We start from the raw sequence: 26001 nt of genomic DNA on the forward strand, positions 1-26001 counted from the left end.
GGACAGCTTTCACTGAGCGAAAGTGGCGGGTGTGGCAGAGGTCACAACTGGGAGCATGGCAGGTATCAGCGGACCGCGACCAGCTCCCGGCCCGACCGCCCAGAAGCTCCACAGAGGAGGCGGAGGCCATGGTGGATGTCAGCGAAGTCGTCCATGTGTGGAGCCGCGCTGGCCACGGGAGAAACCATGGCCGGCTGGGCCTCTACGCCCAAGCGCTCACCGCCGATCGGCCGGTCGGTCGCTATCGGGCCCTCACCGACGATCAGGAGGACCGGGCGATCCTCGCCCTCTACCGGGTGGACCGTCCGCAGGCCACCATCGCCGACCTCCACCAGATCCGGCCCCTGGCGCTGTCCGGATACAGCCAGCTGCTCCACGACCTCGCCCGCGAGGGATTCGGCCCGATCCACGAGAGCGCGGCCCTGAGGATGGGGGGGCTGTTGTGAAGCGGCGCATCCCCCGATCCGGCGGCGCGCTCCCCGGCCCCGCCTTCCCGCCGCCCCCTGGGGTGTCGCCGGTTCCCACAGCCGAGCAGGCACGAGAGGCAGACAGGCATGAGCGACTGATCCGCAAGCTCGACCAGGAAATCATCCTCCTCGACCTCCTCTGAGGGACGCGTCCCAAACTGCCGACGTGAGTCCCAGGCACGCTGTCCATGGATGGGTCGAGGGGGAGTTTTCGCTCAGCGAAAGTCCCGAATATGACGGAAGTCACGGCTGGGAGCATGGCTCCAAGCCCACCAGCCCAAGCGTCACAAGGAAGTGAAGTCGAGATGTCCGAAAACGCCGTCGTCATCGTCGGAGCCGGCCACGCCGGCGTGCAGGCAGCTGTCCGCCTGGCCGAACTCGAGTGGTCCGGCCGTATCGTGATGATTGAGGAGCAGGATGGGGCGACCTACGAGCGGCCACCCTTGAGCAAGGAATTCCTCAAGGCCGGCGCTGCCTCAGAGACTCCCATCACCCCGCTGCGCAAGGAACAGTTCTTCGCCGACAAGCGCATCGAGCGAGTGCACGGCACCGTCGTCGGGATCGACCGGGCCGCCCACCGCGTCCAGCTCGCCGACGGCACCTCGGTCGGGTATTCGAAGCTGATCCTGGCGCCGGGGTCGGCTGCCCGCTCGCTGCGGGTACCCGGTGGCGACCTCGCAGGCGTCCACCTCCTCAAGACCCGGGCCGACGCCGAGGCCCTGCGTGCAGCGCTACGACCCGGCGCGCGCGTGGTCATCGTCGGGGCCGGGTACATCGGATTGGAGGTGGCCGCTGCCGCCGCCGCGCTCGGCTGCGAGACGACCGTCCTGGAGTTCATGGACCGCGTTATGAGCAGGGTCACCTCCGAGCCGGTCTCGCGGTTCTTCGAGCAGCTCCACGAGTCACACGGGACACGGTTCGTTTTCGGCACTGCGGTCACTGAGCTCACCGGGAACGGCCGGGTCGAGGACGTCGTGACCGCCGACGGGTCGTCCTACCCCGCGGACCTCGTCGTGGCCGGAATAGGGGTGGTCCCCAGGCAGGAGGCCGCCGAGGCCGCAGGCATCGCGGTCCGCGACGGCATCCTCGTGGACATCGAGTCCCGGACCTCGGACCCGGACATCTACGCGGCCGGCGACGCGACGCGCCTCATCCACGCAGAGGAGGGCATCGACCGCCGCCTCGAGAGCATCCAGAGCGCACAGGCCCAGGCAGGGAACGCAGCGAACAGCATCATGGGGCTGCCCAGGGGAAAGAACGAGGTCCCCTGGTTCTGGACCATCCAGCATGGCGTGCGCCTGCAGACGGCGGGGCTGCGCCTTCCCGAGGACGAGATCGTGCTGCGGGGCAACCCCGCAGACGCGCAGTTCACCGTCCTCTACCTCCGCGACGGCCGCCTCGCGGCACTGGACACGATCGGCTCCCTGAGCGACTTCACCGCGGGCAAGAAGCTCGTTGCCCAAGGCGCCCCGATCGACGTCGACCTGGCCGCCGACCGATCCGTCAAGCTCAGCGCCGCGGTCCTCGAACCCGTGGCCCAGGACAGCTGACAACCGACACCAGAGAATCTTGAGCACCTGAAAGGACAATGCCATGACCACCGTGACCAGGACCACCATCAACGTCGTCGACCGCGAAGGGACGGCCCGCAGCGTCGACTGGGAGCCGGGGCAGTCGCTCATGGAGACCCTCCGTGACAACGACTTCCCGATCCTCGCCTCCTGCGGCGGAACGGCCTCCTGCGCGACCTGCCACGTCTTCCTCGACAAGGCATTCACCGACACGCTCGGTCCGCGCAGCACCGACGAGCTCGAACTCCTCGAGGAATCCGAGCACTACAACCCCGACTGCTCCCGCCTCTCCTGCCAGGTGGAGGACCGCGAGCCGCTCCACGGCGCGACGGTGACGATCGCCCCCGAGGACGACTGACCCGTGGCGGGCGGCGCAGCGAAGGCTGCGCCGCCCGCCACGCGGACGGCCCGCGAAAAATTTTGGCCGAAAAGTGGTTCGGATGCCGAACCATCCACGGAGAACGCAATGAGGGAGGGGGACGGATGGGACCAGCGGCAGAGACCGAGGACACACGGGCCAGTGAGCTCGCGGCCTTGATCCGCGTCCCGGTCACGATCCTGGCCGACGCGCTCCGCCGGGCAGGGAGCTCACAGGCGCTGCCATCCGCCCAGGCCCAGACGCTGAGCCAGCTCTCTGCAGGGGAGCCGATGAGCGTTTCTGACCTTGCGGGGGCCCAGGAGCTCGCCGTATCGAGCATGACAGAGGTCGTTCAGCGGCTCGAGCGGAAGGGCCTCGTGGAGAGGGCCGAGGACCATGACGGCGACCGCCGCCGCGTCTTCGTCGCGATCACACCCGAGGGCCTCTACCGCCTCCGCGAGAGCATCGCCGCCCGCGACAGCCTGGTCGTCAAGCGGCTGGAGGGCCTCGAGGACCATGAGCTCGAGCTCCTCGCGAGGGCGGCTCCGCTCCTGTGGCGCCTCGCCCGGCTCGACCCTGAGATCTGGCCCAGAATCCCGGGCCGGCCGCCGAGGCCGCGATCGCGGGAGCTCCCGTAGCGGCCTGGCCGCGATCCCTTCCGCAACGCCATCACCGGCTGCCACTCGGCAACCACACCATCGCACGATTACAAGGAGGAAAACATGGGCATTCTGGACGGCAAGGTCGCCCTCATCACCGGCGCGAGCCGCGGGATCGGCGCCGCCATCGCCGAGGAGTTCGGCCGCGAGGGCGCGGACGTTGTCATCACCGCACGCTCGAGCAACGACCAGCCGGGGAAGCTTCCCGGAACACTCGAGGAGACCGCCGCGGCCGTCGTAGCCGCCGGCGGCCGGGCACACACCGTCGTGGCGGATCTGACCAGCGAGGCTGACCGTGAGCGCATCGTCCGCGAGGCCATGGAACGCTTCGGCAAGGTCGACATCCTCGTCAACAACGCTGCGGTCACGTTCTTCCAGGCCGGCGCCGAGCTCAAGCCGAGCCGGGCCCAGCTCATGTACGACATCCAGGTCATGGCGCCCCTGCATCTGACCCAGCTCGTGCTTCCCGGGATGCGCGAGCGCGGAACCGGGTCGATTCTGAACATCACCTCCTGGGAGTCGAAGCACCCCGAGATGCCCCCGTCCCGCTTCAACGCCAAAGGCACGACGACCGTGTACGGCATGATCAAGGCCGCCCTCGACCGCCTCACCACGGGCTTCGCCGCCGAGGTGTTCAACGACGGGATCAACGTCAACGCCCTGCGCCCCGCACGCCTTGTCGCAACTCCAGGCCCCGTCTTCCACGGCGTGCTCAAGGCGGACGACCCCAGCGCCGAGAAGCCCGAGGTCATGGCCCGCGCCGCGGTCGTGCTCTGCTCGGCGACCCCAGAGAAGGTCAGCGGAAGAGTCCTCGAATCCGAAGACGTCCTGACGCAGTGGGCGCCTACGGCACAGGGCGGGACCAGGAACCATGACTAGGGCACGCACAGACCCTGGGGCAGGCCCAGGAGTGGCAGCCCTGCCGCCCCTCGCGGACATCCGGTGGCTCGAGGGCATCAACGTCGTCGAAGTCACGACGGCGGTCTCCGCACCACTCGTCGGCAGGGTGCTCGCCGAGCTCGGCGCCGAAGTCGTGAAGGTCGAGTCCCGCGCCAAACCGGACGTCAACCGTGCCCGCCTGCCGCGACCCGCCGATCCGGAAGGCTTCCCAGCGCACGAGGCCTTCCAGCTCCTGCACGAGGCCAGCGCGAGCAAGCGAAGCGTGACCCTGAACCTCAAGACCGAAGCGGGCCTCGAACTCTTCCTCGACCTCCTCCACGACGCCGACGTCTTCATCGAGAACTTCGTCCCCGGCTGGCTCGACCGCCTCGGCCTCTCGATCCAAGCCCTGCGCGAACGCTTCCCGCGACTCGTGATCCTGTCAGCGAGCGGCTATGGACAAACCGGGCCGCTGCGCACCCAGCGCTCCTACGCGCCGGTCATGAGCGCCCTGGCCGGCGTTGAAGGCCTGATCGGATACGACGACGGCGAGGTGCTCGGGTGCTCTGCCCTCGCCCTCGCCGACCTCAACTGCAGCTTCTACGGGGTCTTCCTTGTGGCCGCGGCGCTCCGCGGGCGCGAGGAGACCGGCCAGGGCTGCCACGTCGACCTGTCCCAGATCGAGGCCGCCTCAACCCTGGCCGGCGAGGCCTTCGCCGAGCACGGGCTCGGGGGCACCCGCCCCCGCCCACGCGGCAACGCGGACCCGGATGGGACCCCGTGGACGCTCATGCCTGCGAAGGCCGGACCCAGGACCGGCTGGGTCGCCGCCGCGGGCCAAGGGGACGACCTGGGGACCGACGCGCCCGGCGCTGACCGCTGGCCACGGGACGAGCTGCTCGCCCGCCTTGCCGCCCGCGGCGTCGAGGCGGCGCCCGTACTGACGCCCGATGACGTCGCCGAGGACCCAGGCTTCGCCGCTCGCGGCTTCACCCAGAGGATCGGCCACCCGCATCCTCTCGTAGGCGAGCTCCACGTCACGAGCATCCCGTGGTACCTCGACGGCGAACTGCCCCGGGTCCGCGGGACCGCCCCCCTCCTGGGCGGGGACAACGCCGCGGTCCTGACCCGCTACCTCAGCCAAGACCAGCTCTCGACACTCGAACAACAGGGGGCACTGCGGTGACCACCACAGCAGGACCTGAGAACTCCACGGCGTTCCTCCACGGAAGGGTCACAATCGAACTCGGCCGGTCACGAGCCGCTGCCTTCGCGGGCAAGCTCATCGCGGACGGCGGAGGCGAGGTCGTCGTCGTCGACGGCGCCGCGCGGCGCGCAGCGCTCACCGAGGAGGCCCAGGCCTTCTTCGACCCGTACAAGGACGTGGTCCGCCCCAGCGCTGGCCGGGACTCCGACTGGCTCGACGCCGTCCTGCTCGAGGAGCTGGTCCCACAGGCCGACCTGATCATCACGGACCTTCCCGCGTCCGAGCTGGAGCGACGCGGCTGGGACTGGGAGTCGGTGCAGCGCCGCAATCCCGGCATCAGCCACGTGCGGCTATCGGCCGCAGCAGGAATGGACGACGGCGGCGAGCTGACCATGCAGGCGCTGAGCGGCCTGATGGAGATGGTGGGCGACCCCAAGCGTGAACCCCTCGCACTGCCCTACGGCATCGGCTCCCTGCAGCTGGGGCTCCACGGTGCCGCTGCCGGGGCCGCCGCGCTCGTCGCTGCGCACCGGTCGGGCCGCGGAAGGCAGGTCGAGATCGCCGGCTCGGAGGTCCTCGCGTCCTACGTCCGGATCTACGGGGCCGTGGCCTCCTACTACGGAATCCCCCTGCGCCGCGACGGGCGTCGTGCCCCTGGCTCGGGTGGCCGGTATCCGTTCGGGCTCTTCCCCTGCAAGGACGGCTACGTCGCCATGATCTGCCGGAGCCAGCGCGAGTGGGAGAGCCTGCTGGCCATGATGGGCCAGCCCGAGTGGTCCACGCGCGAGAGGTACAGGGATCTCTACGCAATCGCCATGGAGTACCCCGACGAGGTGGACGCACTCATCGCCCCGTGGCTCCTCGCGCACACGCGGGACGAGCTCCTCGACCTCGCCCAGGAGCATGCCGTCCCCGTTGCACCGGTGCGCTCGGTCGACGAGGTCCTCTCCGACCCGCAGCTGAGCGACCACCGCGGCTTCTTCGATGTGGTCCGCACCCCGGATGGCCGAGAACTGCGCATCCCGGGACGCCCCTGGGCCAGCCCCGCCCGGACGGCGCCCCTCCGCGCGGCGGCCGATGCCGCCGTCGTCCTCTCCCGCCGCGTTCCCGCGACGGTTGTCCCGAGACCAGCACAGGAGGAACTGTGACCACGTCCCAAGACCCCATCCTCGTCGAGAAATCCGGCAGTGTCGGCCGGCTGGTCCTCAATCGGCCCGAGAAGAGCAACGCCCTCACCTTCGACGACGCGCAGCTTCTCGTCGCCGGGCTCCACGAACTCGAGGCAGACGACGACATCAAGGTCATCATCCTGAAGGGCCGGGGCAAGTCGTTCTGCGCCGGGCACGACTTCGACGACGTCGTGCGGGTGTTCGGCCTAGACCGGAAGGGGCCAGACGGCAAGCCCTATCGGATGAGCCAGCGGGCCCGCCTCTCCTTCGACAAGAGGCTCGCGGAGGAGTACATGGCGTTCCAGTACGCCGAGAAGCCCGTCATCGCCCAGGTGCACGGCGCAGCGGTCGGCTTCGGGATGTACCTGACGGAGCTCGTGGACCTCGTGGTCTGCGCCGACAGTGCGAGGTTCAGCCATGCTGAGCAACGCCTCGGCTTCGCCGGAAACACCTGGCACCTGAACATGCAGATCCTTACCTACGGGCCGAAGAAGGTCCGTGAGCTGCTGCTCTTCGGATCCCAGTTCGACGGCAAGGACGCCGAGCGGATGGGCCTGGCCAACGTCTCTGTCCCCGAGGACGAGCTCGAGGACACGGCCGAGCAATGGGCGCAGAAGGTCGCCCGGAACCCGCGCGATGCGATTGTCCTCGGCAAGGCGATCCACAACATGGCCCTCGACTCGCTCGGCGGGTCGCAGCAGTTCATGCGCGGGGTCATCGGACACACGCTCGGGACCGGCCTGTCCTTCGAGAAGGACGAGTTCAACTTCTTCCGGGAACGCCGGGACAAGGGAACCAAGACGGCGTTCCAGAACAGGGACGCGAGCTACGAGAGGGAAGTGGTCTCATGACTGATCTTTTGGGATATGCAGGGAAGGTATGCGTCGTAACCGGCGCGGCGTCCGGCATGGGACGGGCGACCGCGGAACTCTTGGCGGGGCAGGGTGCGGCCGTCTATGAGCTCGACATCAAGGCGCCCGAGCAGTCTCTCGGGACGTACGTCCGGGTGAACCTCGCCGACCGGGTCTCGATCGACGAGGCGCTCACTGCATTGCCGGAGCAGGTCGATGCCGTGTTCAGCTGCGCCGGGATCGCCGGGGAGATCTATGCCGGGCGCACCTTCACGGAGATGGACGTGCTGACGATCAACTTCATCGGCGGACGGTACCTCGTCGAAGGCCTCATTCCGAGGCTCAGCACGGGCGGGGCGATCGCGGTGATCGCGTCCACAGGCGGGATGCGCTGGCAGCAGCGGGCAAGCACCCTCCTCGATTTCGTCAAGACGGAGGGCTTCGAGGAAGCGCAGCAGTGGTTCAAGGAGAACCGCGACGCGCTCTTCGAGGGCCATCCGGGCGTCAACCTTCCCTACATGGTCTCCAAGGAGGCGCTCATTGTCTGGATGAAGCACCGGGCCTTCGCGCTCTCGGAGAAGGGCCTGCGCCTGAACTCCATCTCGCCCGCCTCGACGGCGACCCCGATGAGCGACGACTTCAGCCTCAACGCGGCGGGCCTGAAGGGTTCCCACATCTCGCTCGTCGGGCGGCCGGCTACCCCCGAGGACCAGGCCAGGGCCCTCGTGTTCCTCAACTCCGATCTGGCCTCCTATGTGAGCGGGCAGGACCTCCAGGTCGACTTCGGCTTCACCGTCAAGGGCCTTCACGGGCTCGACTGAGAGGACCTTTCCATGACTGTCACAGCATCAGTCCGCCCAGAGGTCCTTCCGGCCGCGCCGAAGGACCTCTTCATCGATGGCGTCTGGACGAAGGCCGCTGAGGGGCGCACGTTCCGGGTCCTGGACCCGGGCACGGGCGAGGTGCTCTGCACCGTGGCCGACGCCTCGCCCGCCGACGGGCGCCGCGCCCTGGAAGCCGCCGTGGCTGCCCAGTCGGCCTTCGCCGCGCTCACCCCGCGCGAGCGGCAGCAAATCCTCCACCGCGCACTGGCACTGGTTGCCGAGCGCAGGGAGGACCTTGCCACGATCCTGACGCTCGAGTCCGGCAAGCCTCTGCATGAGTCTCGTGCCGAGCTCACGAGCGTCGCCGAGTGGATCCAGCACTTCGCCGAAGAGGCCGTCCGCGTCCATGGGTCCTTCCAGGAGAACCCCGGCGTCAACGGGCGGATGATCGTCACGAAGCAGCCCATCGGGCCGTCGATCCTGATCACGCCGTGGAATTTCCCGCTGTCCCAGGCTGTGCGGAAGCTCGCCCCCGCCATCGCCGCCGGCTGCACCTCGGTCGTCAAGCCAGCCAAGGAAACGCCGCTCGCGGTCCTCGCCTTCGTGAAGCTGCTGGCGGACGCGGGGGTTCCTCCCGGGGCGGTGAACGCGGTCACCACCAGTGAGTCGAATGCCGTCATGGAGCCGCTCATCCGCTCGGGCCTGGCCCGCAAGCTCTCGTTCACGGGTTCGACCCCTGTAGGGGTGCGCCTGCTCGAGCAGGCGGCGGAGCAGGTGCTGAGCTGCTCGATGGAGCTGGGCGGGAACGCTCCGTTCATCGTGTTCGAGGATGCCGACCTCGACGTCGCGGTGGACAGCCTCATGGTGAACAAAATGTGGAACTGCGGCCAGACCTGCACGTCGGCGAACCGTGTCTTCGTCCACGCCACGCTCATGGACGAGTTCGAGCGCCGCGTCACGGAACGGCTCGCCCCCATGGTGCAGGGGCATGGGATGGACGACGGCGTGACGCTGGGTCCGCTGGTCAACGAACGCCAAGTGCGGCACGTCCAAGCCATGGTCGACGACGCCGTCGGACACGGTGCCCGCCTCGTCATGGGCGGGCACCGGCTCGATCGGCCGGGGACGTTCTACCCGCCAACGGTCCTGCGTGACGTCCCCGCCTCGGCCGAGCTCATGCGCGAGGAGGTCTTCGGCCCGGTCGTGGCCCTCATCCCGTTCGAGGAGGAGACCGACGTGGTGCAGCGGGCGAACGACACGGACTACGGGCTCGTCTCGTACGTCTTCACCGAGAGCCTGCGCCGGGCGGTCCGCGTCGCGGAGGCCCTGGAATCGGGCAATGTGGGCCTCAACCGCGGCACCGTTGCCTACGCGGCGGCGCCATTCGGCGGGACCAAGAGGTCAGGACTCGGCCGCGAGGGCGCCACAGAAGGCATCGAGGAATTCCTCGAAACCAAGTTCGTGGCACTCCAGCTCTGAGCCCGATACCCCCCTCTGGACGGAGGGGAGGGCAAAGAAGTGACGCAGTGAGAGGCGGCGCCCCGGGCCAGGGGCGCCGCCTCTTGGCACAACCGTGGCTGGCTGCGGACGAGAGCAAGAGAGGCGCCGCCGGGAGAATTCCGGCGGCGCCTCATTGCGAGCGTCAGGGGTCTCAGGAGAGCGGCGTGGCGGTGACCATGAGGGAGTCGACGCCATTCGTCAGGCTGTTGCCCTTGAGGAGCTCCATGTCCGTGTCCGGGTCGAAGTCCACGGCACTGGCCACCTTCGCGATCTCCCCGAAGAGGATGCGGCTCTCCAGGCGGGCCAGCGGAGCACCCAGGCACGCGTGGACGCCATGGCCGAAGCCGAAGTGGCCCTCGATCTTGCGATCGATGTCGAACTCGTCCGCATGCGGCCACTGCGACTCGTCGCGGTTCGCCGACGCGAGCAGGAGACGCACAATCGACCCCTTGGGGATGACGACGCCGGCGAACTCGACATCCTCGACAGTCCGGCGGGGCGCCTTGTGCACGGGGCCGCGGAACCGCACGAGCTCCTCGATGAACTTCTCGCCGTCTTCCTTCGGGTTCTCCCGGATGCGCTCGAGGAGCGCCGGGTTAGCCTTGAGCTCGCGGAAGCCGCCTGCGATGAGGCGCTCCGTCGTCTCGAAGCCTGCCACGAAGACGAAGGCGCAGAGCTCGGTGGCTTCCTTCTCGGTGAGGACGCCCTCGTCGAGCCAGGCGCGGGCGATGATGCCTGCGACAGTCTCGCTCTTCTCCTCATGGAGGCGGCGGAGGGTCTTGTTCAGGTAGTCGAAGAGCTCCATCGCATACTTCTCATCGTCCTCGTCGCCGGGGGCCATGCGCGAGACGCGGGCGAAGAGCACGAAGAGCTTGTCCGCGAGGAAGTTCATCTTCTCCATATCGTCCACAGGCACTCCGAGGATGCCGCTGATCGTGGCGATGGTCAGAGGCCGCGAAACCTCTTCCACGACCTCGCCCCCTCCCTTGCCCACGAAGGACTGCGCGAGGTCCACGGCAACGTCACGGACTCGGTCCTCGACGAGTGCGATGGCCTTGGGGATGAAGGCGGCGGCGATGACCTTCCTCAGCTTGGCATGGGCTGCTCCGTCGAGGAGAGTCGGGAAGGCGAACGGCGGGACGTCATTGACCTGGCTGTGCAGGATCTTGGGCGAGCGCATCCCCTTGCGCACGTCTTGGTACCGGGAGACGAAGTACACGTCCTCGTCCGGGTGGTGCACCCGCAGCACTGGGTGGTGTCTGCGCATCCAGGCGAAGTGGGCGTATGGCTCTCCTTGGGTCCCCTTCTCATCGATCACAGTCCACGGCTCGAGGCCATCGGGCCACTGGAGATCGTGGGAGTAGGGGAGATCCTGCCCGCGGATGGGCTCCGGAGCCGTCGCGTCGGAATGCTCCTGACCCTCGGTCATGGTGGACATCGTCGTCCTTTCGGTCGGTGTGTGCTTCAGAACACCACCGTGCCATCCGTGGTGCGCGGAACACTGGGGGGTTTCGCTCAGCGAAAGTACTGGGAGGAAGGGTGCCTTCAGCTGCGCTTGGGCGGTTTAACCCCCAGTGCCATCGAGATCCCGAAGGACGCCGCGTGAAGGGCGGGGATGGCCTCGTGGGTCCGCTCACCCCCGCGCTCGTAGACGACGCTCAGAGCCGCCACGACACGCTGCCCGGCGCCGAAGACCGGAACCGCCATGCCGGTCCATCCGCGCGTTCCGATTCCCGGGGCAGAGCAGAAGCGCTGCTGCCTGATCTCGGCAAGCACGCGGCGCAGGACATGCGGGTCGGTGACGGTGTCCTCGGTGTACTTCGGGAGGGGCTTGGCGAGGAAGTCGTCTTGGAACTCCGGTGATGAGAAAGCCAGCAGCACGAGGCCGGAGGATGCCGCGTGGATGGGATGCCGTTGCGCCACGAGGGCGCGGTCGAGGGAGAGGCCCTCGGGGGAGATCCTTTCGAGGTAGAGCAGTGTTCCGTTGTCGAGGACTGACAGCGTCGTGAGGCGCCCCAGGCTCTCGAAGAGGTCTTCCATGTACGGCAGCGCCGTGTCCCGGAGGGACAGCGTGTCGCTGCCCCGCGTCGAGAGCTCCCAGAGCCTGAGTCCAACACGGATCTCCTTGTCCGGGCCACGCTCGAGCAGTCCGTGGCGCACGAGCTCCGAGACGAGCCGGTAGGCCGTTGGCAGCGGCAGGCCCGTCCGATCCGCCAGGACCGTCAATGGCATGGAGCGGTTCTTGCGGTCGAACGCGGAGAGGATGCGGGCCACTCGGCTGATGACAGACTCACCGGTGGGTGCCTCGGACATAGGTGCCTCCGTAACCGTTGCTCCGGCAGGGCCGAGGCGCCCCGGACCTGAGGGGTCCGGGGCGCCTCGGCATGAAGTTACAGTGATGGGAATTCTAGCGCGTCGCTGGGCCGGCTCGGTCGGGGCCCACCTGCCCGAGGTCAGCGGGGAGCGGACGCCGTGGCGCTTGGTGTGGCGGCCGCATCGGCGACCACATCCATCTCCCGGGCGTTCGGGATTCCGAATCGGGCGACGAAGATGGCTGCGACCGCGAACAGGATCACGTAGTACGACGGCGCTGTGGCCCCGAAGGATGCCGACATCCAGGTCGCGACGAAGGGGACGGTGCCGCCGAAGACTGAGAAGGCCACCGAGTAGGCAAAGCCGCTCGCGCTCGCCCGGACGTCCACCGGGAAGAGCTCGACGATGGCGACGCCAGAGGTGATCATCGTGCCGTACATGAGCGAGGCGAAGATCCCCAGCCCGAAGGCTGCAGGGACGGGGCCCCAGGACATCAGGACGAAGGCTGGGAGGACCCACACCGCGAGGCCGATCGAGAGAATCGAGGCAAAGGACCTGCGGGAGATCCGGTCCATGAGGCGACCGAGAAGCGTTGACGCGATCATCGCGATGACCATGGCGGCGATGAGGATGCCCAAGGCAGAACTGAACGCGAACTTCTCGAACTGGACGAGGTGCGACACCATGTAACCGACCGTCAGGTATCCGGCGACGGCCTGGAGGGCAACCCACCCGAACAGGATGAGCATTTCTTTCGGGACGCTGCGGAAGGCCTGTGCGAGAGGCGAGTGGCGGTGGCCCACCGCCTTGTTGATGACAGCCGACTCCTTCGTGGCTTCCTTGTAGGCTTCGGACTCGTCGATGTGGAGCCGCAGGTACAGGCCGACGACGCCGAGCGGGACCGCGATGAAGAACGGCACACGCCAGCCCCACTCGGTGATGGCTTCGGGTGGAAGTAGCGCTGTTGTGGCGAGGGCTGTAGCAGCGGCGCACGCAGCACCCGCGATGGAGGAGACGATGAGCGGTGCGGTATTCCGGCCTCGGGAGGCCGCGGCGGAGTGTTCGACGACCAGAACGAAGGCCCCTGTCGACTCGCCGCCGACGGAGAAACCCTGGAGTAGGCGGCAGCCCATGAGGAGTGCCGGGGCCAGCAGGCCCACCGTCGCATACGTGGGCAGGAGGCCGAGTGCCGTGGTCGAGATGCTCATGAGAAGCAGCGCGAGGATGAGCTGCCGCTTGCGGCCCCACCGATCGCCGATGTGGCCGAACACAATGCCACCGACAGGGCGGATGAAGAAGGCGACGCCGAACACGGCGAAGGTCGAGAGCAGACCGGCCACAGGGTCTGCCGTGGGGAAGAACAACTTCGCGATCGTGACCGCGAAGTAGGCATACAGGGCGTTGTCGAAGTACTCGATGAAGTTGCCGATCGCGCCGGCCCTGCGCACCCGGCGCATCGTGGCGGCGTCGGACGGCGCCGAATGGGTTGTAGCCAACGGTGAACTCCCTTGTCCAGGTTGAACAGAAGATGGTGCATGGTCAATCCTTCAATTGGTATGACCGTTGTCCAAGTCAACCTCCCGTGAAGGGCGCTGTCAAGAGCTCTGAAACGGTCGGCTAGCGGCCGACCTTGCCCATCAGCGCTGCAATGGGACGCAGGAAGAGCGGCCGGGCCAGAAACCATGCGGCAATCATGACCACGAGGGACGCCGAGAAGAAGGCGAATCCGAGCCACTCGTCGTCGTCGGAGGGGGCGTACATGTGGTTGAGATTCCGCAGGGCGCCGGTGGCGAAGACGAGGAAGACATGCACTGCGGTGAACGCGACGAAATAGATCATCACAGGGAAGTGCAGTCGGCGCGCCAACTCGATGGGGAAGAGGCGGTTGATCCCGTCCGGGCCCTTAGGCCACGCGTTGGACATCCGCACTCCGGTGAGGACAGAGAGCGGCGCGGCGATGAACACTGTCACGAAGTAGGCCAAGACCTGGAGTGCGTTGTAGGACACCCAGCCATTCTCGAGCGGCCACTCGAGTGCCGCGTACTGGAGGAGGGCCGAGGCTGCGTGCGGGACGATCTCCCAAGAGGTCGGGACGATGCGCATCCACTGCCCCGTGACGAAGAGGAGGATGGCAAACACGAGGCCGTTGAGCACCCAGAGGGCATCGAGGCTGAGGTGGAACCAGAGTTCAAGGCTGATCTTCTTGGGCTGGCCCTTGGTCCGGAGGAGGCCCGTGTTCTTGCGGGTCCACGAGGCCGTCGGCCGCGTGGTGGTCCGCACCTGCCAGCCGGTGCGGACGATGAGGAGCATGAGGAAGGCGTTGAAGAAGTGCTGCCAGCCGAGCCACGCTGGGATCCCGACGGGCACGGACGGTGGCAAGGGGGCCTGGCCGGGGTGCTCAGCGACGAACCGGGCCACAGGTGGCAGGCCAATGAGCCAGCGCGCCGCAAGCACAAGGACCGCCAGCGCTGCGACCGCCGTGACCGCGAGTACGGCGAAGCGCACCATGGCGTTCCCGGGAGGGGCAGGGAGTCGGGTTGATGCGCCCATGGGGGATCTCCTGATTATTGCGAGGGGTAGTCCGCCCAGACTACAACGACATCGTTGTTTTTGCTATGATATCGTTGTTTCTCGTAGGACTCCGAAGCAAAGGTGACATTCAACATGAGCTCTCCGGTGCCCTTGCCGTTCGATCCGATCGACGAAGCAAGGCGACAGTGGGTGGCCCACGGTTGGGAGCAGGCAGCCCGGAACATGGTCGCCGTTTCCCTGATCATGCGCGCGCAACAGATCCTCCTCGCACGCGCAGAGGCCGTACTCAAGCCACTCGGCCTGAGCTTCTCCCGCTTCGGACTCCTTCGGCTCCTGCGTTTCTCAAAGACAGGGCGCCTCCCTATGGTCACAGCCAGCGCCCGCCTCCAGGTCCAGCCCACGACGTTGGCGAGCGCCGTCGAACGCCTCGCGAAGGACGGCCTGGTGGAGCGTCAGGCCCACCCGAGGGATGGCCGGTCCGTCCTCGTCGTTCTTACCCCCCATGGAGCCGACGTCGTCGACCGAGCCACCGAACTCCTCAACGAGGGCCTCTTCGGCGATCTCGGACTGCGCACTGAGAGTGTCGACCAGCTCAATGACATCCTCACCGAGTTCCGGCGCGCCGCTGGAGACTTCGCCGAGCCCGAGTTCTGAACAAGCTGCGGTGAGGCACCTAGTGATCATCCGGATCATCAACTATCGCAACATCGGTGCCTCACCGCTCTCGGATAGCCGCGAAGCCTTCAACCGATGAGAAACAGGACGGTAGCCGGATCGGTGAAGGCATTTCGGTAACTGAAAATTGCATTTCTGCGGCACGTCATACCTGTCATCCTGACGGAATCCCGAGTCCGGTCCGTCGGATTACCGACCCTCCGTCTCGGCGCGGCCCGGGTCCACTGCTCGAACGGGAAGGAAACCAGTGCGCGATACGTCGATCACCGTGACCGGCCACGCCCAGAAGGCTGCTTGGCGGAACAGAGTCCTCCCTCCCGTGGAGCAGGTCCGTGAGAACGTCTGGTCCATCCCCGTTCCGTTCCCGAATCACCCCATGCGGTACACGCTCAGCTATCTACTGACCGGAGGCGATGACGCCATCCTCGTCGATCCCGGCTGGGCCAGCGACGAAGGCTGGCGGCACCTGGTTGCCGGGCTGGGCCGCGCCGGGTTCGGCCTTGGCGATCTCACCGGAATCGTGGTCACTCACCGCCATGCCGATCATCTGGGGCTGGCCGCTCGCGTCCGGGAGGCTTCGGGAGCGTGGGTGGCTCTCGGGAAGGACGAGACGCTCAGTCTGCCCGCCGAGACGGAGGTCGGCGACTGGGTGGCCGCGGACCTCGCCGGGCTTGAGCTATGGGGTGTCCCCGGTGATCGGCAGCGTGAGATCGCCTTGGGCGAGCGGTGGCTGACCACCCAGCGGAGGTTGGCTGAGCCGGACCTCCGGCTGGCAGACGGCGCCGCGGTACCCGTCCCGGGACTGCAGCTTCTCGTCGTGGAAACACCCGGACACACCCCTGGGCACATCTGTCTGGTGGATGAGTCCAAGGGCTTGATCTTCAGCGGCGACCACGTCCTGCCGCGCATTTCGCCCAACGTTTCCTTCTATGCCCTCGGGCCAGCGAACCCCCTAGCGGACTACTACCGATCTCTGGAACGGATTGGGTTCGACGAGGAGATGGAAGTGTGCCCGGCGCACGAATACCGGTTCAGCGGCATGCGCGGGCGCGTGAACGAGCTGCTCGCAGACGGCCGGGGCCGCTCGGAAGAGGTGCTCCGGATCGTCGCGGACGCCTCGGCGGGCTCGATCTGGGAGATCGCACGCCGGCTGAGCTGGTCGAGGGGCTGGGGCTCCTTGCAGGGCCCTCCGCTCCGGCTGGCTCTTGCCGAGACCGCCGCCCACGTGGTGTATCTGGAGTCCTGTGGCTACGACATCGGCGCACCGATCCATGAGGCCGCAGGGGAGGTCAGGTAGGAAGTGCCGGCGCGGTGCATTCGCGCCGATTATGTACCTAACTGGCATGCACGGCTATTCGAGGGGCGGGAGTAGCGCTGTCTGACTGGTCCGTGTTGTTCTCCAGACGGCGTGACTCAAGGGCTTGGCTTAGAGGTCCGCTGCGATGGTCGCCAGACCGGGGCGACGGCGATGATTGCTGCGATGGTGAGGCAGAAGGGCGTCGCTCCTGCATAGCCGAGGCCGAGGGCCAGGAGTGGCATGGGCGTTCTCTCGGCGAGTGAGGCTGCTGGGGTTCCGAGGAGGAGCGGCGCCACTGACCAGCCGAACAGTGTCACGACGGACAAAACCAGGAGTGCGGCGGCGCGCGGCAGGGTCTGATGGAAGAAGCGCAGGTAGGCCGCAACGTATCCAGCGGCGAGCACGAAGGTGAGTGCCTGGACTTCCCACGGGTAGCGGGGCGCGATGCCTTCGGGAGTCTCCGATAGACCGAACCGTAGTCCGAGGGAAGCGGCGTGAACCTCGAGTTGGAGATAGCCCACGATCAAGGCCAGGAGGAAGGTGGCGATCAGAGCCGTCACCGTCCTGAGACCACCCCGCGACTGGGCTGGGCGTGTTTCGGCAGCTGCCGAAGATTCAGAAAGTGTCATTGCCATACCCCCGGTTAGTGCGGCTTTCCCGAAGGCTACTGCCGACTGCTCTTGCCGTCACCGGTCAGTGCTGTCCCGTTTCGTCTGACAGCTTTGGCTGAGGCGATGTATTCGGCGTAGGCGGCTGCCGAGTCGGTGGCGTGGCGTTCGATGGTGGCGGGGGAGTAGCCGAGGGTCTCGGCGATGAGGGGCACGGGTGCGAGTTTGGTGAGCTCGTGGAGGGTTCCGAGCCGGGCTGCGCGTGCGCTGAAGACGCTCCGGAGCCGTGAGCGCAGGTGGGTTGTGGTGATGTGGCGTCCGGGGGAGGTGCCGCGGAAGACCCAGTTGCTGTTGGGGTGGGCTGCGGTGAGGTTGTGGCCGGGATCGGATGCGAGGTCGCGCCAGGGGCGATCGAGGGGGTCGGGCAGGGCTATCTCGATGCTGCCGAGCCTGACTGTGACGAGTTCCTCGGTGACGGTGACGTCGTTCCAGGTCAGGGCGGCGACGTTCTCGATCTGCTGGCCGAAGACGATGACGAGGATGGCTGCGGCGCGGTCCCGGGGGATGAGTTCGTCGGTATGGACCACCTGCTGCAGGGCCGTCTCCTGGTCGTCCGCGCTGAGCTTGGGGCTCGTGCCGCGCCGGTGTGGTGCCATCTTCAGGCCCGGGGGAGCGGCGTGGGCCTTGACGGCCCAGGTGAGGAATCGGGTGGCGATCCCGCGGGTGGTCGGACCTTGGGCCTGCCAGGCGTCGAGGTGGGCCTGCTGGAGTTCTGCGGGGCTGGTTGCGTGTTCGGTGAGCCAGTTGAGGAAGTCGATGGCCACGGTGACGGTCTGCTTGCTGCGCTCGAAGGTTCCCTGGCGGACTTCATCCATCTGGTTCATCCGGCGCTGGTGGTGCCAGCGGATGTAGCGGCGGACGAGGTCCCGGTTCGCCGGGTCGGCCACGCGCTCGAGGACTTCCTCGGCCCAGCGGTCGTATCGGGCGCGGAGTTCGTCGCGGCGGCCCAGGACGCCGTGTTCGACGAGCAGGCCGCGGATGTATTCGCGGGTGCGCGAGTTGGGCAGCTGATCGAGGGCCTCGTGGGTGACCGTCGGGGCAATCGCGAGGTGGCGCAGGAATTCGGTGACGTGCTTCTGGCGGATCCAGGTCAGGCCGCTGTTGGCGCGCTTCATCGACTTCAGGGCTATGGCGAGCGGGACGAGCACGGGAGCGATGGTCCCGGTTGCGGGGTCGGTGAGGAGGCCCTCGACGGTGTCGGCCAGGGTGCAGGTCCAGCACCTCCCGCCGCTGTGGAGTTCGTCCTCGGCGCCGCAGGAGACGCAGTCGACGTTGAGCTTCACTCCTGTGCAGGCCCGGCATGCCGGCGCGCCGTCGACGATTCCGGGGAGGATGCCTTCGTGCCCGCAGGCGCAGGTCCCTCGGGTGCGTTTGGCCTGCTGGTAGCAGTAGCCGCAGATCCCGCCGTCGGGCCAGGTGGCCACGGTCTGGTGGTGCTGGCCGCAGCGCGAGCAGGGGACCGGCCAGCGGGTGGGGTCCTCGGCCTTGCGGGGCCTACTCACCCTCGTCTGGGTTGACGAGCCGGATGCGTTTGGCGATGGGGCTGCCGGGCTGGACGCCCAGGTCCTCGCTGCGCTTGGGGGCGTTGGCAGTCGCGGCGGCGCGCATCTCGACGAAGGGCTCGAAGAGGTCGTTCGGGGTGCAGTCGAGGATGTCGCAGAGGGCCGCGAACGTCCGGGCGGGGATGCGCTCGGGGGTGCTGGTGACGAGGCGGTAGACCTGGCTCTCGGAGAGGTTGATCCCGCGCGAGCGAAGCAGGGGCATCAGCTCGGTGGTCTTCCAGAGGTTGCGCTGGGCCATCAGGGCGCGCAGGTTCCAGCGGTAGCCGATCCGGCGCTGTTCAGGCACTGGATTCCTCCTCGGGCTTGGCGGTGCGCCGGGCGATCATCTTCTGCACGGTCTTCTGCTTGAAGTCCGACGATACCGAGGTGTAGAGGCCAGTGGTGGAGGCGTAGGCGTGCCCGACCTGGGTCTGGACGAAGGCCGGGTCGTAGCCGGCCTCGATCAGGTGCGTGACGTAGGAGTGCCGCAGGCAGTGCAGCCCCAGCTCCTGCGGCAGCCCGGCCGCGTCCCGGGCCGCAGCGAAGGCGTCCCCGAGGCTGCCCACGGCCACCCGGCCGGCCCGCTCGCTCGGCCAGAGCGCCGACGACCGGTCCGCGGTGGCGAACCGCTCGCGCATCCCGCCCCGAGTCCACTCCTTGAGCAGGTCGACAACCCAGTCGAACTCGGGCACGGTAAGGACCGTCCGGCGCCTCGGGCCGGAACCGGCCGTGCCCTTGGCCCAGCGGACCTGGAGCGCACCGAAGCGCCCGTAGTCGGGCACGTGCGGGTTCGGGCCGAAGTCCTCCAGCTCGAGCATGGCAAGCTCCCGTCGGCGGAGGCCGTAGGCGTAGCAGACCTTGAACGCAACCGAGTCGCGCAGCAGCGGCAGCCACCGCTTGCTGCCGGCGGCGTACTCGCGGTCGACGAGGTCGTCCTGGTGGTCGAAGAGCCGCTGCAGCTCCTGCACGGTGAACGCCCGTCGCCGCGGGGGCACTGCGTCGTCGGTGGTGTGCCGGGGCGTGTTCCACTCGAAGCAGACCTGCGTCGGGATGTCCCCGAAGGTGCGTTCGCAGAACTCGCCCCAGCCGTAGGCCGGATGCGTCAGGTAGGCGCAGAACATCGCGATGGCGTTGCTGTAGGAGCGCAGCGTGGTCAGGCTGAGCGGCCTGTCGCCCGAGCGCAGCCCGGCCAGGAACTCCTCGACGTCCACCGGGCGCCACTGCCACGGGAACTCGCCGGTGAACTCCTGGAACCTGCCCACCACGCCGCAGCGGCCCTTGATCGTCCCGGCGGTCAGCCCGCGGGCCAGCATCTGCGCCCGCCAGCGCTCCAGCATCTCGCTGAAAACCCGCTCGTCGGCGCGGAACAGCCCGACGGCAGGATCGCTGAGCAGCCGCGGGACCGACCCAGGAACAGCGCCGTCCATCCCACTCCTAAACCATGGAAACCTGCATTAGATGCAGGAAACTTACAGCCGACTGGGCAAGGTTGCCCAACCAGACCAGCTGCCTGCAGTTCCTGGTCGCAGCCAATCGACGCCTGAACTGCGGAAACGCCTGAATCCCCCCGAGACGGGAGTCCTCGCATCAGATGCAACTCCCGTTGGTTAACCGCCGATAATTCACCTTATGTCCCATCAAGTGCTTCATGTCTTGGACTCTCTGCGCCAATCGACGGCCCGGAAGAACAGCCGCCCCTGCGCTTGAACGCTGTGCCTCCCGGCCTGCTGTGCTCGGGGGTGGCGCCCGCAGCGGTGGAAGCACGCCGGAGCGATCAGCCGTCTGGAAGATCTCCCTGGCGGGCCCGGGAGTTCCTGCGCCGGGACGGCACCACTGGCATGGGCGTGTGGTGGCGTGACCACGCCGACCACTCCATGTCCGCGCTGTCGGCCGACGGGCCGTTCAAGGGCTGCAGCCCCGACGACGGCCACCGCTCCAAGCTGGTTCCACTGCCGTATGAGGAGCCACCGGCAGGCCTGTTCTAGGGCAATCGGAGCAGCGCGTTCGGTTGAAGCGAACGGATCGCCACGCGTCTTGCAGATGAGGCCCGCGCAGTCACTGGCCGCGTCAGAGGTGCCGGGCTGTTGTTGCTCACCCGACCGCCCGCTCACCGGCGAACCCTTGGACCGCGCCTATCCCGAGTACCGGCCGGTTTCTGAGCGGGTCGCCCATCGAGTGGGAGGGATCGACCCTGAACTCGGCCCCGCTGAGAGGGCCGGCGCTGTCGCTGAGATCGAGGCGGAGGAGGACGCGCGGGGGACGTGCCGAGTGGTTGCGGGCTTCGACTACACGTTCTCGATCCCGAGGCCGGGGAGCTTGTTGTGGACGGTGACCGACGCGGGGATGCAGGCGCCGACCGCGCACGCGCATCGCGCGGCGGTTGCGGAGGTGGTTGCGTTCGTCGAGCGTGAGGTTGCAGCGACTCGGGTCGGTGCAACCGGAGCTGATGGGGCAGTTGCGCAGGTCGAGGTCGCCAGGGTGAGTCGCGACCGCGTTCGACCACCACAACTCGCGGGAGGAGTGCCTCAGTTCAGGCCCGTGGCCGAACTCCCGCGATGGAGAGACGCGATTCACCCGCGCGGCGCTCGTCTGCGCCTGGGCATCGGACAGCAGCCCGACGCCAGCTTCCCTGATCTCAGTCCGTGTGGGGTCCGCAGCCGCAGACTCATCAAATACCCATCTCAATCGCCCGGCACCGACCGCCACCGACCGGGTACACTCGGACCAAGCGAACCGCCCGGTTCCCGGTCAGCACAAGGGAACCCGCGAGTTCCCGAGACAACCGGGGAGACCCCGGATTCGCCCCGACCCTCCAGAGGGTCGCCGGTTCGAATCCGGCAGGGGGCTCCGAGGAAACAGTGGCTTTCCCTTCTACGCGGACCAGCTCGCTGCGGGCCTTCTACAGTTGAAGGGCGGCCCAGGTGCGGAGCGCACCGCCGCCCAGCCCGTGGTGACCCCGCGGGTCTTAGAGGCTGAGCTCGGGCTCGCCCGCAACACCGTCTGGCGCGCGATGGGCCTGCTGGAGGAGGCAGGCGTCGTCCTCGGGGTGAACAAGCACAAGATGGGCCGCAACTGGCGCTCCGAGGAGGTCCTCGCCGCACTGGACGCCTTCGCGCAGCGCGCGGGCCGCCGCGGCCGCGCCGACTGAGCGCCGCCGAGTGCCGGTGTGCGACGCCGGCTGCGAGCCGGTTTCGAGGTGTTTCAGCCTATGCGGCGTGCGCCAGCAGCCACAAGAACTCCTGCGGCGGTAGGGTGATCCCGTCCCCGAGCAGGATGGTCTGGCCGGTGAAGAGGTCGGTGGACGCCGTCGTGAAGCCGGAGAGCGTGAGCGGCGTGACGTGCTGCGGTTCATCGGAGAAGTTGGCGAGGATCACGACGACGCCGCGCTCGCCGGGGCGCTGGTAGCCGAGCACGTGGCGGTTGCCGGTACCGAAGCCGATGAGCCGGTTTCCGGCAAGCTCGGGGGTACGTTCCCGCACCGCGAGCATCTTCTTCAGGCCGGCGTAGATGGCGCCCTCGGGCGTCCACGGGTCGTTGCGGTGCGCATATCGCTCGGCGGGGTAGTGCGGGCGGTTGACCCAGCGCGAATCGGCACCGTGGCCGGGCTCGTCGGCGTAGCCGTAGTCGTTGAGCTGGCCCACCTCGTCTCCGAGGTAGATCAGTGGGATGCCGCCGGTGCTGATGGCGACCGAGTGCGCGAGGAGGATGCGTCGCACGGCGGGCGAGTCCCCGGCGTCGGTGACATCCTCGAGGCCGGCGAGTGACGCCGTCGTGCCCGAGATGCGGCAGTCGCCGGTGCGGGGGTTGTCCTGGAAGGGGATTCCCCGCGCGAAGCTGCCCGGGTAGCGGTTCACGTAGAACCGGTTGAGGAAGCGGCGGTGGTCGAACCCGTTGATGCCGAACTCCGCGGCGTCCTCGTCGGCGAAGGTCCAGCCGATATCGTCGTGGCTGCGCACGTAGTTGACCCATGCGGTCCCGTCGGGGAGGTTGTGGCGGCGCTCGAGCGCCTGGGCGAGGAGCCGGGCGTCCCGCGTGGCCAGGGCCTCCCACGTGAGGGCCATCTCGAGCGGATTGTAGGAGATCTGGCACTCGGCCGGATCGATGTACTGCACCACCTCGTCCGGGTGCACGATCGCCTCGGACTTGAACAGGAGCGACGGCGCGGCGAGCCGGCACACAGCGTTGAACGCACGCAGGAGCCAGTGCGCCTCGGGAAGGCTCTCGCACACGGTTCCCAGCTGCTTCCAGATGAACGCCACGGCGTCCATGCGCAGGATCTCGACGCCCTGGTTGGCGAGGAAGAGCATCTCCCCGGCCATGGCGCGGAACACCGCGGGGTTGGAGTAGTTCAGGTCCCACTGGAAGGTGTGGAACGTGGCCCACACCCAGCGCCCGTCCGGCATCGGCACGAACGAGCCCGGGTGATCGTCGGGGAAGATCTCGCGGACCGTGCGCTCATACGCGTCCGGCATGGTCCTGTCGGGGAAGATCCAGAAATAGTCCTCGAACTCCTGCTCGCCCGCGGCCGCACGGCGGGCCCACTCGTGCTCGTTGGAGGTGTGGTTGAAGATGAAGTCCACCACGAGGCTGATGCCGTGTTCGCGAAGGTCGGCCGCGAGTTCCCGCAGCTGGGACATCGTGCCGAGCCTCGGGTTGACCTCACGGTAGCTCGAGACGGCATAGCCGCCGTCCGAGTTGGGCTCCGGGGCGAGGAAGAGCGGCATGAGGTGCAGGTACGTGAGGCCCAGTTCGGTGAAGTAGGGGATGCGTGCCCGGAGCCCCTCGAGGTCCTCCGCATAGCGGTCCACGTAGCAGACCCCGCCGAGCATGCGCCCGGACTGGAACCAGTCCGGGTTGGCGTCGCGGCGCGCGTCGAGCTCCTTGAGCTCGCTTGGGCGGCGCTGCCACGATGCCGCGCACTCGACGACGAGCTGCGCAAGGTGGTCCCTCCAGTCGCCGCGCTCGCCGTAGAGGCGTTCGAAGAGGTTTGCGAGCTCGCCGAAATGCGCATCGAAACGCTGCCGGAAGGCCTCCCACTCGGGTCCGGTGCGGTCGACGCCGGGCGCGGCCTCGAGCGCCGCGAGAACGTGGTCTCGGGGCGGCTGGTTCACCGTCAGAGCGTCGTCCGGCACGGGTCCTCCTCGGTTCACACGGGCCGCCCCTACGGCGGACCGTGTGGCCCAGATTACTGTCTCCCGGGCCGTAAGGGGATGGGTTGATCACCCCGTCACGGCCTGCATACGCTGCAGGGTTCAGCGGGCCGCCGAGCCTTCGGAGGCAACGCGCTCGACGGCGTCGATCGCCGCCGCCACGCCGTCCGACCACGGGGTCCCGTGCCCCGGCAGCACCCATCGCGCGTTGGTGCCCCGCAGCCGCTCGAGCGAGGCGATGGCCTCCACCGGATCGTCGGTGAAGGGCGCCGGCTGGGGACCCCTCCGGCCAGTGAGGACATGGCGGGTCGTGAGCGCGTCCCCCACGAACACGGCGTCGACTGACGGCACATGGATCGCGATGCTGCCGGGGGAGTGGCCCGGCATGGGGATGATGCGCGGCTGTCCCGGCAGGTCGAGCACGTCCCCGCCGGCCACGTGGCGCACCTCGGCCAGGTATTCGGGACGTTTCAGGCCGCCCTTCGCGATCGCATACGCGATGAACTGCACAGTGGCTCCGAGCTTCATGGGCCCCCACGCGGGCTTGGTTGACTCGAGCCCCCGCGCCCGGGCGCTGTCTCCGGCACCGACGAACACCGGCACGCCGTGGTCCCGGCGGAGCCGTTCGGCGAAGCCGATGTGGTCGCTGTCGCCGTGCGTGAGGACGACGCCGCGGATGTCCCCGAGCGTCCGCCCCAGCGCGGTGAGCTCAGCCTCGAGGTCCTTCCACTGGCCGGGCACGCCCGCGTCGATGAGCGTGATTCCAGCGGGGTCCACGACGAGGTATGCCGCGACGATGTCATTGCCGATGCGGTGCAGTCCCGGTGCAAGTTCCATGATGGCTATCATACGTAGCTATCATGGCTAAGTGCAATAGCTATGATGGAGAGTGAACGTCCCTGCGAGAGGGGGATCCGTGCCCACACCTGAGCGCACCAACCTGACCCGGATCGTCGAGGCGGCGAAGGCCATCCTCGAGGAGTCAGGGCTTGCGGGCCTCACGATGTCCGCGGTCGCCGCCCGGGTGGGCGTGCGGGCGCCGTCCCTCTACAAGCGGGTGGGCGGCCGTGATGAGCTCCTCGGTCTCGTGGCCGACGCGACCGTCCTCGACCTCGCCGGGCGCATCGACGCCGCGATGCACGGCGCGGTGGGGCCGGGCCAGGGAGCCGCCCCGACAGGGGGGGCCGGGCGAGAAGAGCCCAGCGCCGCGGCGAACGGGGCCGTGTTGCCCGGCGGAGCGGCGCACGACGGCGCGGCGAATGGGGCCGTGTTGCCCGGCGGAGCGGCGCACGACGGCGCGGCGAACGGGGCCGTGTTGCCCGGCGGAGCGGCGCACGACGGCGCGACGGAACCGCGCGCTGCCCTCTCCCGGATGGTGCGGGCCTACCGCGATTTCGCCAAGGAGCGGCCTGCCGCGTATCAGCTCGTCTTCACGCAGGCGCCGCGCGAGGCGCGGCCGCGGCCAGAGTCCCTCGCGAAGGCGGTCGCGCCCGCGCTCGCGGCCGCTGAGCGGCTCGTCGGACCTGAACACGCCCTCGACGCCGCCCGCCTCCTCACCGCGTGGACCCACGGCTTCGTGACGATGGAGCTCAGCGGCTCGTTCCGCCTCGCCGGAGGTGTCGACGCTGCCTTCGAGTACGGGCTCTCCGCGCTCGCCGAAACACTAGGCCGGGACTGAAAGGCCCCCGGGTGTCGGCGTGCCCGTCAGCCGGCGTGCCCGTCAGTAGCCGGAGGGGAAGGTATACGAGGCGGGGAGGTCCGCCGGGGCGGACCCGTGGACGAGGGCAATCTCCGCATGACCGGCCAGCACCATGCCTCGAGGGTCACCGGACTGCTTGGCCCCGTTGATGTACACCGACCACTCGCTGATGGTCGAGCCGGGCATCGAACCGTTCGAGCCGAGGACACCCCATTCGGTGAGCACCTGGCCGACCGTGTAGGCGAGACCGGCGACGGGGGCCTCGACGTGGACGATGCCAGTGGTGTCATGCGTGTGCAGCGCCGAGATCCCATTGGGCTGTCCATCGGCGCCGAAGCTGAAGCCGATGTCGGCAGGCACCGGGACGTGCGAACCATCGGAGTACACGTCGAGGTGCGCGTGGTAGTGCTCCGCACTCCCCTCGCTCGTGAGGACCTCGAGCCCTGCGGCCTTGATGTTGGCGGCCCCGTTGGCGGGGACGAGGGCCCATCCCGTGGCGGCGCTCGCTGCCCCTGAGGCGGAGGAGGCGGACTGCGCCGACTGGCCGGGCGTGGCCGGGGCCGCGGCAGGGGCCGAACAGGCGGCGGAGGCGCACGCGAGGGCAACGAGGATGAGCCCCAAGGCCCTTGGCTTCTTCACTC

At 68.2% G+C, this 26001-nt stretch carries 28 protein-coding genes; 17 read left to right on the forward strand and 11 right to left on the reverse strand.

Annotated features, from left to right (window positions below; translation table 11 throughout):
- Positions 1-128: 128 nt before the first annotated feature.
- The 11 genes from AB5L97_RS04085 (at position 129) to AB5L97_RS04135 (ending at position 9464) form a co-directional block, all read left to right on the forward strand.
- A complete protein-coding gene (locus AB5L97_RS04085; protein ID WP_369046564.1) occupies positions 129-446 on the forward strand; it encodes a hypothetical protein in 318 nt (105 codons plus the stop codon).
- Positions 443-610, forward strand: coding sequence for a hypothetical protein (locus AB5L97_RS04090; RefSeq protein WP_369046565.1), 168 nt, complete (start codon positions 443-445; stop codon positions 608-610). Before AB5L97_RS04085 ends, AB5L97_RS04090 begins: the two co-directional genes overlap by 4 nt.
- Positions 611-772: 162 nt before the next feature.
- Positions 773-2017: an NAD(P)/FAD-dependent oxidoreductase gene (locus AB5L97_RS04095; protein WP_369046566.1), complete on the forward strand. Its 1245-nt coding sequence runs from the start codon at positions 773-775 to the stop codon at positions 2015-2017.
- Positions 2018-2060: 43 nt separating this feature from the next.
- Positions 2061-2396 (forward strand): 2Fe-2S iron-sulfur cluster-binding protein, encoded by a 336-nt coding sequence (locus AB5L97_RS04100; protein ID WP_369046567.1) that lies wholly within the window; start codon positions 2061-2063, stop codon positions 2394-2396.
- Between the two features lie 125 nt (positions 2397-2521).
- On the forward strand, positions 2522-3034 hold the full coding sequence (locus AB5L97_RS04105) for a MarR family winged helix-turn-helix transcriptional regulator (RefSeq protein WP_369046568.1): 513 nt from the start codon (positions 2522-2524) through the stop codon (positions 3032-3034).
- A gap of 84 nt (positions 3035-3118) precedes the next feature.
- Positions 3119-3934: an SDR family NAD(P)-dependent oxidoreductase gene (locus AB5L97_RS04110; RefSeq protein ID WP_369046569.1), complete on the forward strand. Its 816-nt coding sequence runs from the start codon at positions 3119-3121 to the stop codon at positions 3932-3934.
- Entirely contained in the window at positions 3927-5120 is a 1194-nt protein-coding gene (locus AB5L97_RS04115; RefSeq protein ID WP_369046570.1) for a CaiB/BaiF CoA transferase family protein, read from the forward strand. The genes AB5L97_RS04110 and AB5L97_RS04115 overlap by 8 nt, the downstream gene beginning before the upstream one ends.
- Positions 5117-6289 carry a CoA transferase gene (locus tag AB5L97_RS04120; protein WP_369046571.1) on the forward strand — a complete coding sequence of 391 codons (1173 nt, stop codon included), beginning with the start codon at positions 5117-5119 and terminating at the stop codon, positions 6287-6289. The genes AB5L97_RS04115 and AB5L97_RS04120 overlap by 4 nt, the downstream gene beginning before the upstream one ends.
- Positions 6286-7161: an enoyl-CoA hydratase/isomerase family protein gene (locus tag AB5L97_RS04125; RefSeq protein ID WP_369046572.1), complete on the forward strand. Its 876-nt coding sequence runs from the start codon at positions 6286-6288 to the stop codon at positions 7159-7161. The genes AB5L97_RS04120 and AB5L97_RS04125 overlap by 4 nt, the downstream gene beginning before the upstream one ends.
- On the forward strand, positions 7158-7982 hold the full coding sequence (locus AB5L97_RS04130) for an SDR family oxidoreductase (RefSeq protein WP_369046573.1): 825 nt from the start codon (positions 7158-7160) through the stop codon (positions 7980-7982). The genes AB5L97_RS04125 and AB5L97_RS04130 overlap by 4 nt, the downstream gene beginning before the upstream one ends.
- Positions 7983-7994: 12 nt before the next feature.
- Complete coding sequence (locus tag AB5L97_RS04135; protein WP_369046574.1) at positions 7995-9464, forward strand: NAD-dependent succinate-semialdehyde dehydrogenase; 1470 nt, start codon at positions 7995-7997, stop codon at positions 9462-9464.
- 172 nt (positions 9465-9636) lie between these two features.
- Here AB5L97_RS04135 and AB5L97_RS04140 read toward each other — a convergent pair whose 3' ends face one another.
- The 4 genes from AB5L97_RS04140 to AB5L97_RS04155 all read right to left on the reverse strand — a co-directional run bounded on the left by AB5L97_RS04140 (position 9637) and on the right by AB5L97_RS04155 (position 14306).
- Positions 9637-10923, reverse strand: a complete 1287-nt coding sequence (locus AB5L97_RS04140) for a cytochrome P450 (protein ID WP_369046575.1) — start codon at positions 10921-10923, stop codon at positions 9637-9639.
- A 107-nt stretch (positions 10924-11030) separates the two neighbouring features.
- Positions 11031-11798, reverse strand: coding sequence for an IclR family transcriptional regulator (locus tag AB5L97_RS04145; RefSeq protein ID WP_369046576.1), 768 nt, complete (start codon positions 11796-11798; stop codon positions 11031-11033).
- Positions 11799-11938: 140 nt separating this feature from the next.
- Positions 11939-13294, reverse strand: coding sequence for an MFS transporter (locus tag AB5L97_RS04150; RefSeq protein ID WP_369046577.1), 1356 nt, complete (start codon positions 13292-13294; stop codon positions 11939-11941).
- A 121-nt stretch (positions 13295-13415) separates the two neighbouring features.
- On the reverse strand, positions 13416-14306 hold the full coding sequence (locus tag AB5L97_RS04155; RefSeq protein WP_369047348.1) for a cytochrome b/b6 domain-containing protein: 891 nt from the start codon (positions 14304-14306) through the stop codon (positions 13416-13418).
- A 156-nt stretch (positions 14307-14462) separates the two neighbouring features.
- Between AB5L97_RS04155 and AB5L97_RS04160 the strand changes: the two genes are divergently transcribed.
- Positions 14463-14984 (forward strand): MarR family winged helix-turn-helix transcriptional regulator, encoded by a 522-nt coding sequence (locus AB5L97_RS04160; protein WP_369046578.1) that lies wholly within the window; start codon positions 14463-14465, stop codon positions 14982-14984.
- Positions 14985-15273: 289 nt separating this feature from the next.
- Positions 15274-16302, forward strand: coding sequence for an MBL fold metallo-hydrolase (locus tag AB5L97_RS04165; RefSeq protein WP_369046579.1), 1029 nt, complete (start codon positions 15274-15276; stop codon positions 16300-16302).
- Positions 16303-16418: 116 nt separating this feature from the next.
- On the opposite strand, the gene AB5L97_RS04170 is transcribed toward AB5L97_RS04165, so the two are convergent.
- The 4 genes from AB5L97_RS04170 to AB5L97_RS04185 form a co-directional block, all read right to left on the reverse strand.
- A complete protein-coding gene (locus AB5L97_RS04170) occupies positions 16419-16862 on the reverse strand; it encodes a hypothetical protein (RefSeq protein ID WP_369046580.1) in 444 nt (147 codons plus the stop codon).
- A gap of 104 nt (positions 16863-16966) precedes the next feature.
- On the reverse strand, positions 16967-18472 hold the full coding sequence (locus AB5L97_RS04175; RefSeq protein WP_369046581.1) for a Fis family transcriptional regulator: 1506 nt from the start codon (positions 18470-18472) through the stop codon (positions 16967-16969).
- Positions 18465-18818: a helix-turn-helix domain-containing protein gene (locus tag AB5L97_RS04180; RefSeq protein ID WP_369046582.1), complete on the reverse strand. Its 354-nt coding sequence runs from the start codon at positions 18816-18818 to the stop codon at positions 18465-18467. The genes AB5L97_RS04175 and AB5L97_RS04180 overlap by 8 nt, the downstream gene beginning before the upstream one ends.
- A complete protein-coding gene (locus AB5L97_RS04185; RefSeq protein ID WP_369046583.1) occupies positions 18811-19938 on the reverse strand; it encodes a tyrosine-type recombinase/integrase in 1128 nt (375 codons plus the stop codon). Before AB5L97_RS04185 ends, AB5L97_RS04180 begins: the two co-directional genes overlap by 8 nt.
- 411 nt (positions 19939-20349) lie before the next feature.
- Here AB5L97_RS04185 and AB5L97_RS04190 point away from each other — a divergent pair, with 411 nt between their 5' ends.
- From AB5L97_RS04190 to AB5L97_RS04200, 3 genes are read left to right on the forward strand one after another with little or no spacing between them, the layout of a single operon-like run.
- A complete protein-coding gene (locus AB5L97_RS04190) occupies positions 20350-20496 on the forward strand; it encodes a DUF4913 domain-containing protein (protein ID WP_369046584.1) in 147 nt (48 codons plus the stop codon).
- A 55-nt stretch (positions 20497-20551) separates the two neighbouring features.
- Positions 20552-21487 (forward strand): relaxase domain-containing protein, encoded by a 936-nt coding sequence (locus tag AB5L97_RS04195; protein WP_369046585.1) that lies wholly within the window; start codon positions 20552-20554, stop codon positions 21485-21487.
- Positions 21417-21659, forward strand: coding sequence for a hypothetical protein (locus AB5L97_RS04200; protein WP_369047502.1), 243 nt, complete (start codon positions 21417-21419; stop codon positions 21657-21659). The genes AB5L97_RS04195 and AB5L97_RS04200 overlap by 71 nt, the downstream gene beginning before the upstream one ends.
- Before the next feature lie 58 nt (positions 21660-21717).
- On the opposite strand, the gene AB5L97_RS04205 is transcribed toward AB5L97_RS04200, so the two are convergent.
- Both AB5L97_RS04205 and AB5L97_RS04210 read right to left on the reverse strand, forming a co-directional pair.
- Positions 21718-23643, reverse strand: a complete 1926-nt coding sequence (locus tag AB5L97_RS04205; RefSeq protein WP_369046586.1) for an amylosucrase — start codon at positions 23641-23643, stop codon at positions 21718-21720.
- 120 nt (positions 23644-23763) lie between these two features.
- The gene (locus AB5L97_RS04210) at positions 23764-24498 is read right to left on the reverse strand and encodes an MBL fold metallo-hydrolase (RefSeq protein WP_369046587.1); all 735 of its coding nucleotides are present in this window, start codon (positions 24496-24498) and stop codon (positions 23764-23766) included.
- Positions 24499-24577: 79 nt separating this feature from the next.
- On the opposite strand from AB5L97_RS04210, the gene AB5L97_RS04215 reads away from it, so the two are divergent.
- Positions 24578-25339 carry a TetR/AcrR family transcriptional regulator gene (locus AB5L97_RS04215; RefSeq protein WP_369046588.1) on the forward strand — a complete coding sequence of 254 codons (762 nt, stop codon included), beginning with the start codon at positions 24578-24580 and terminating at the stop codon, positions 25337-25339.
- Between the two features lie 42 nt (positions 25340-25381).
- On the opposite strand, the gene AB5L97_RS04220 is transcribed toward AB5L97_RS04215, so the two are convergent.
- Positions 25382-25999: a hypothetical protein gene (locus tag AB5L97_RS04220; RefSeq protein WP_369046589.1), complete on the reverse strand. Its 618-nt coding sequence runs from the start codon at positions 25997-25999 to the stop codon at positions 25382-25384.
- Positions 26000-26001: the final 2 nt, after the last annotated feature.

The organism is Sinomonas sp. P10A9, from assembly GCF_041022165.1.
GTDB classification, from domain to species: Bacteria; Actinomycetota; Actinomycetes; order Actinomycetales; family Micrococcaceae; genus Sinomonas; species Sinomonas puerhi.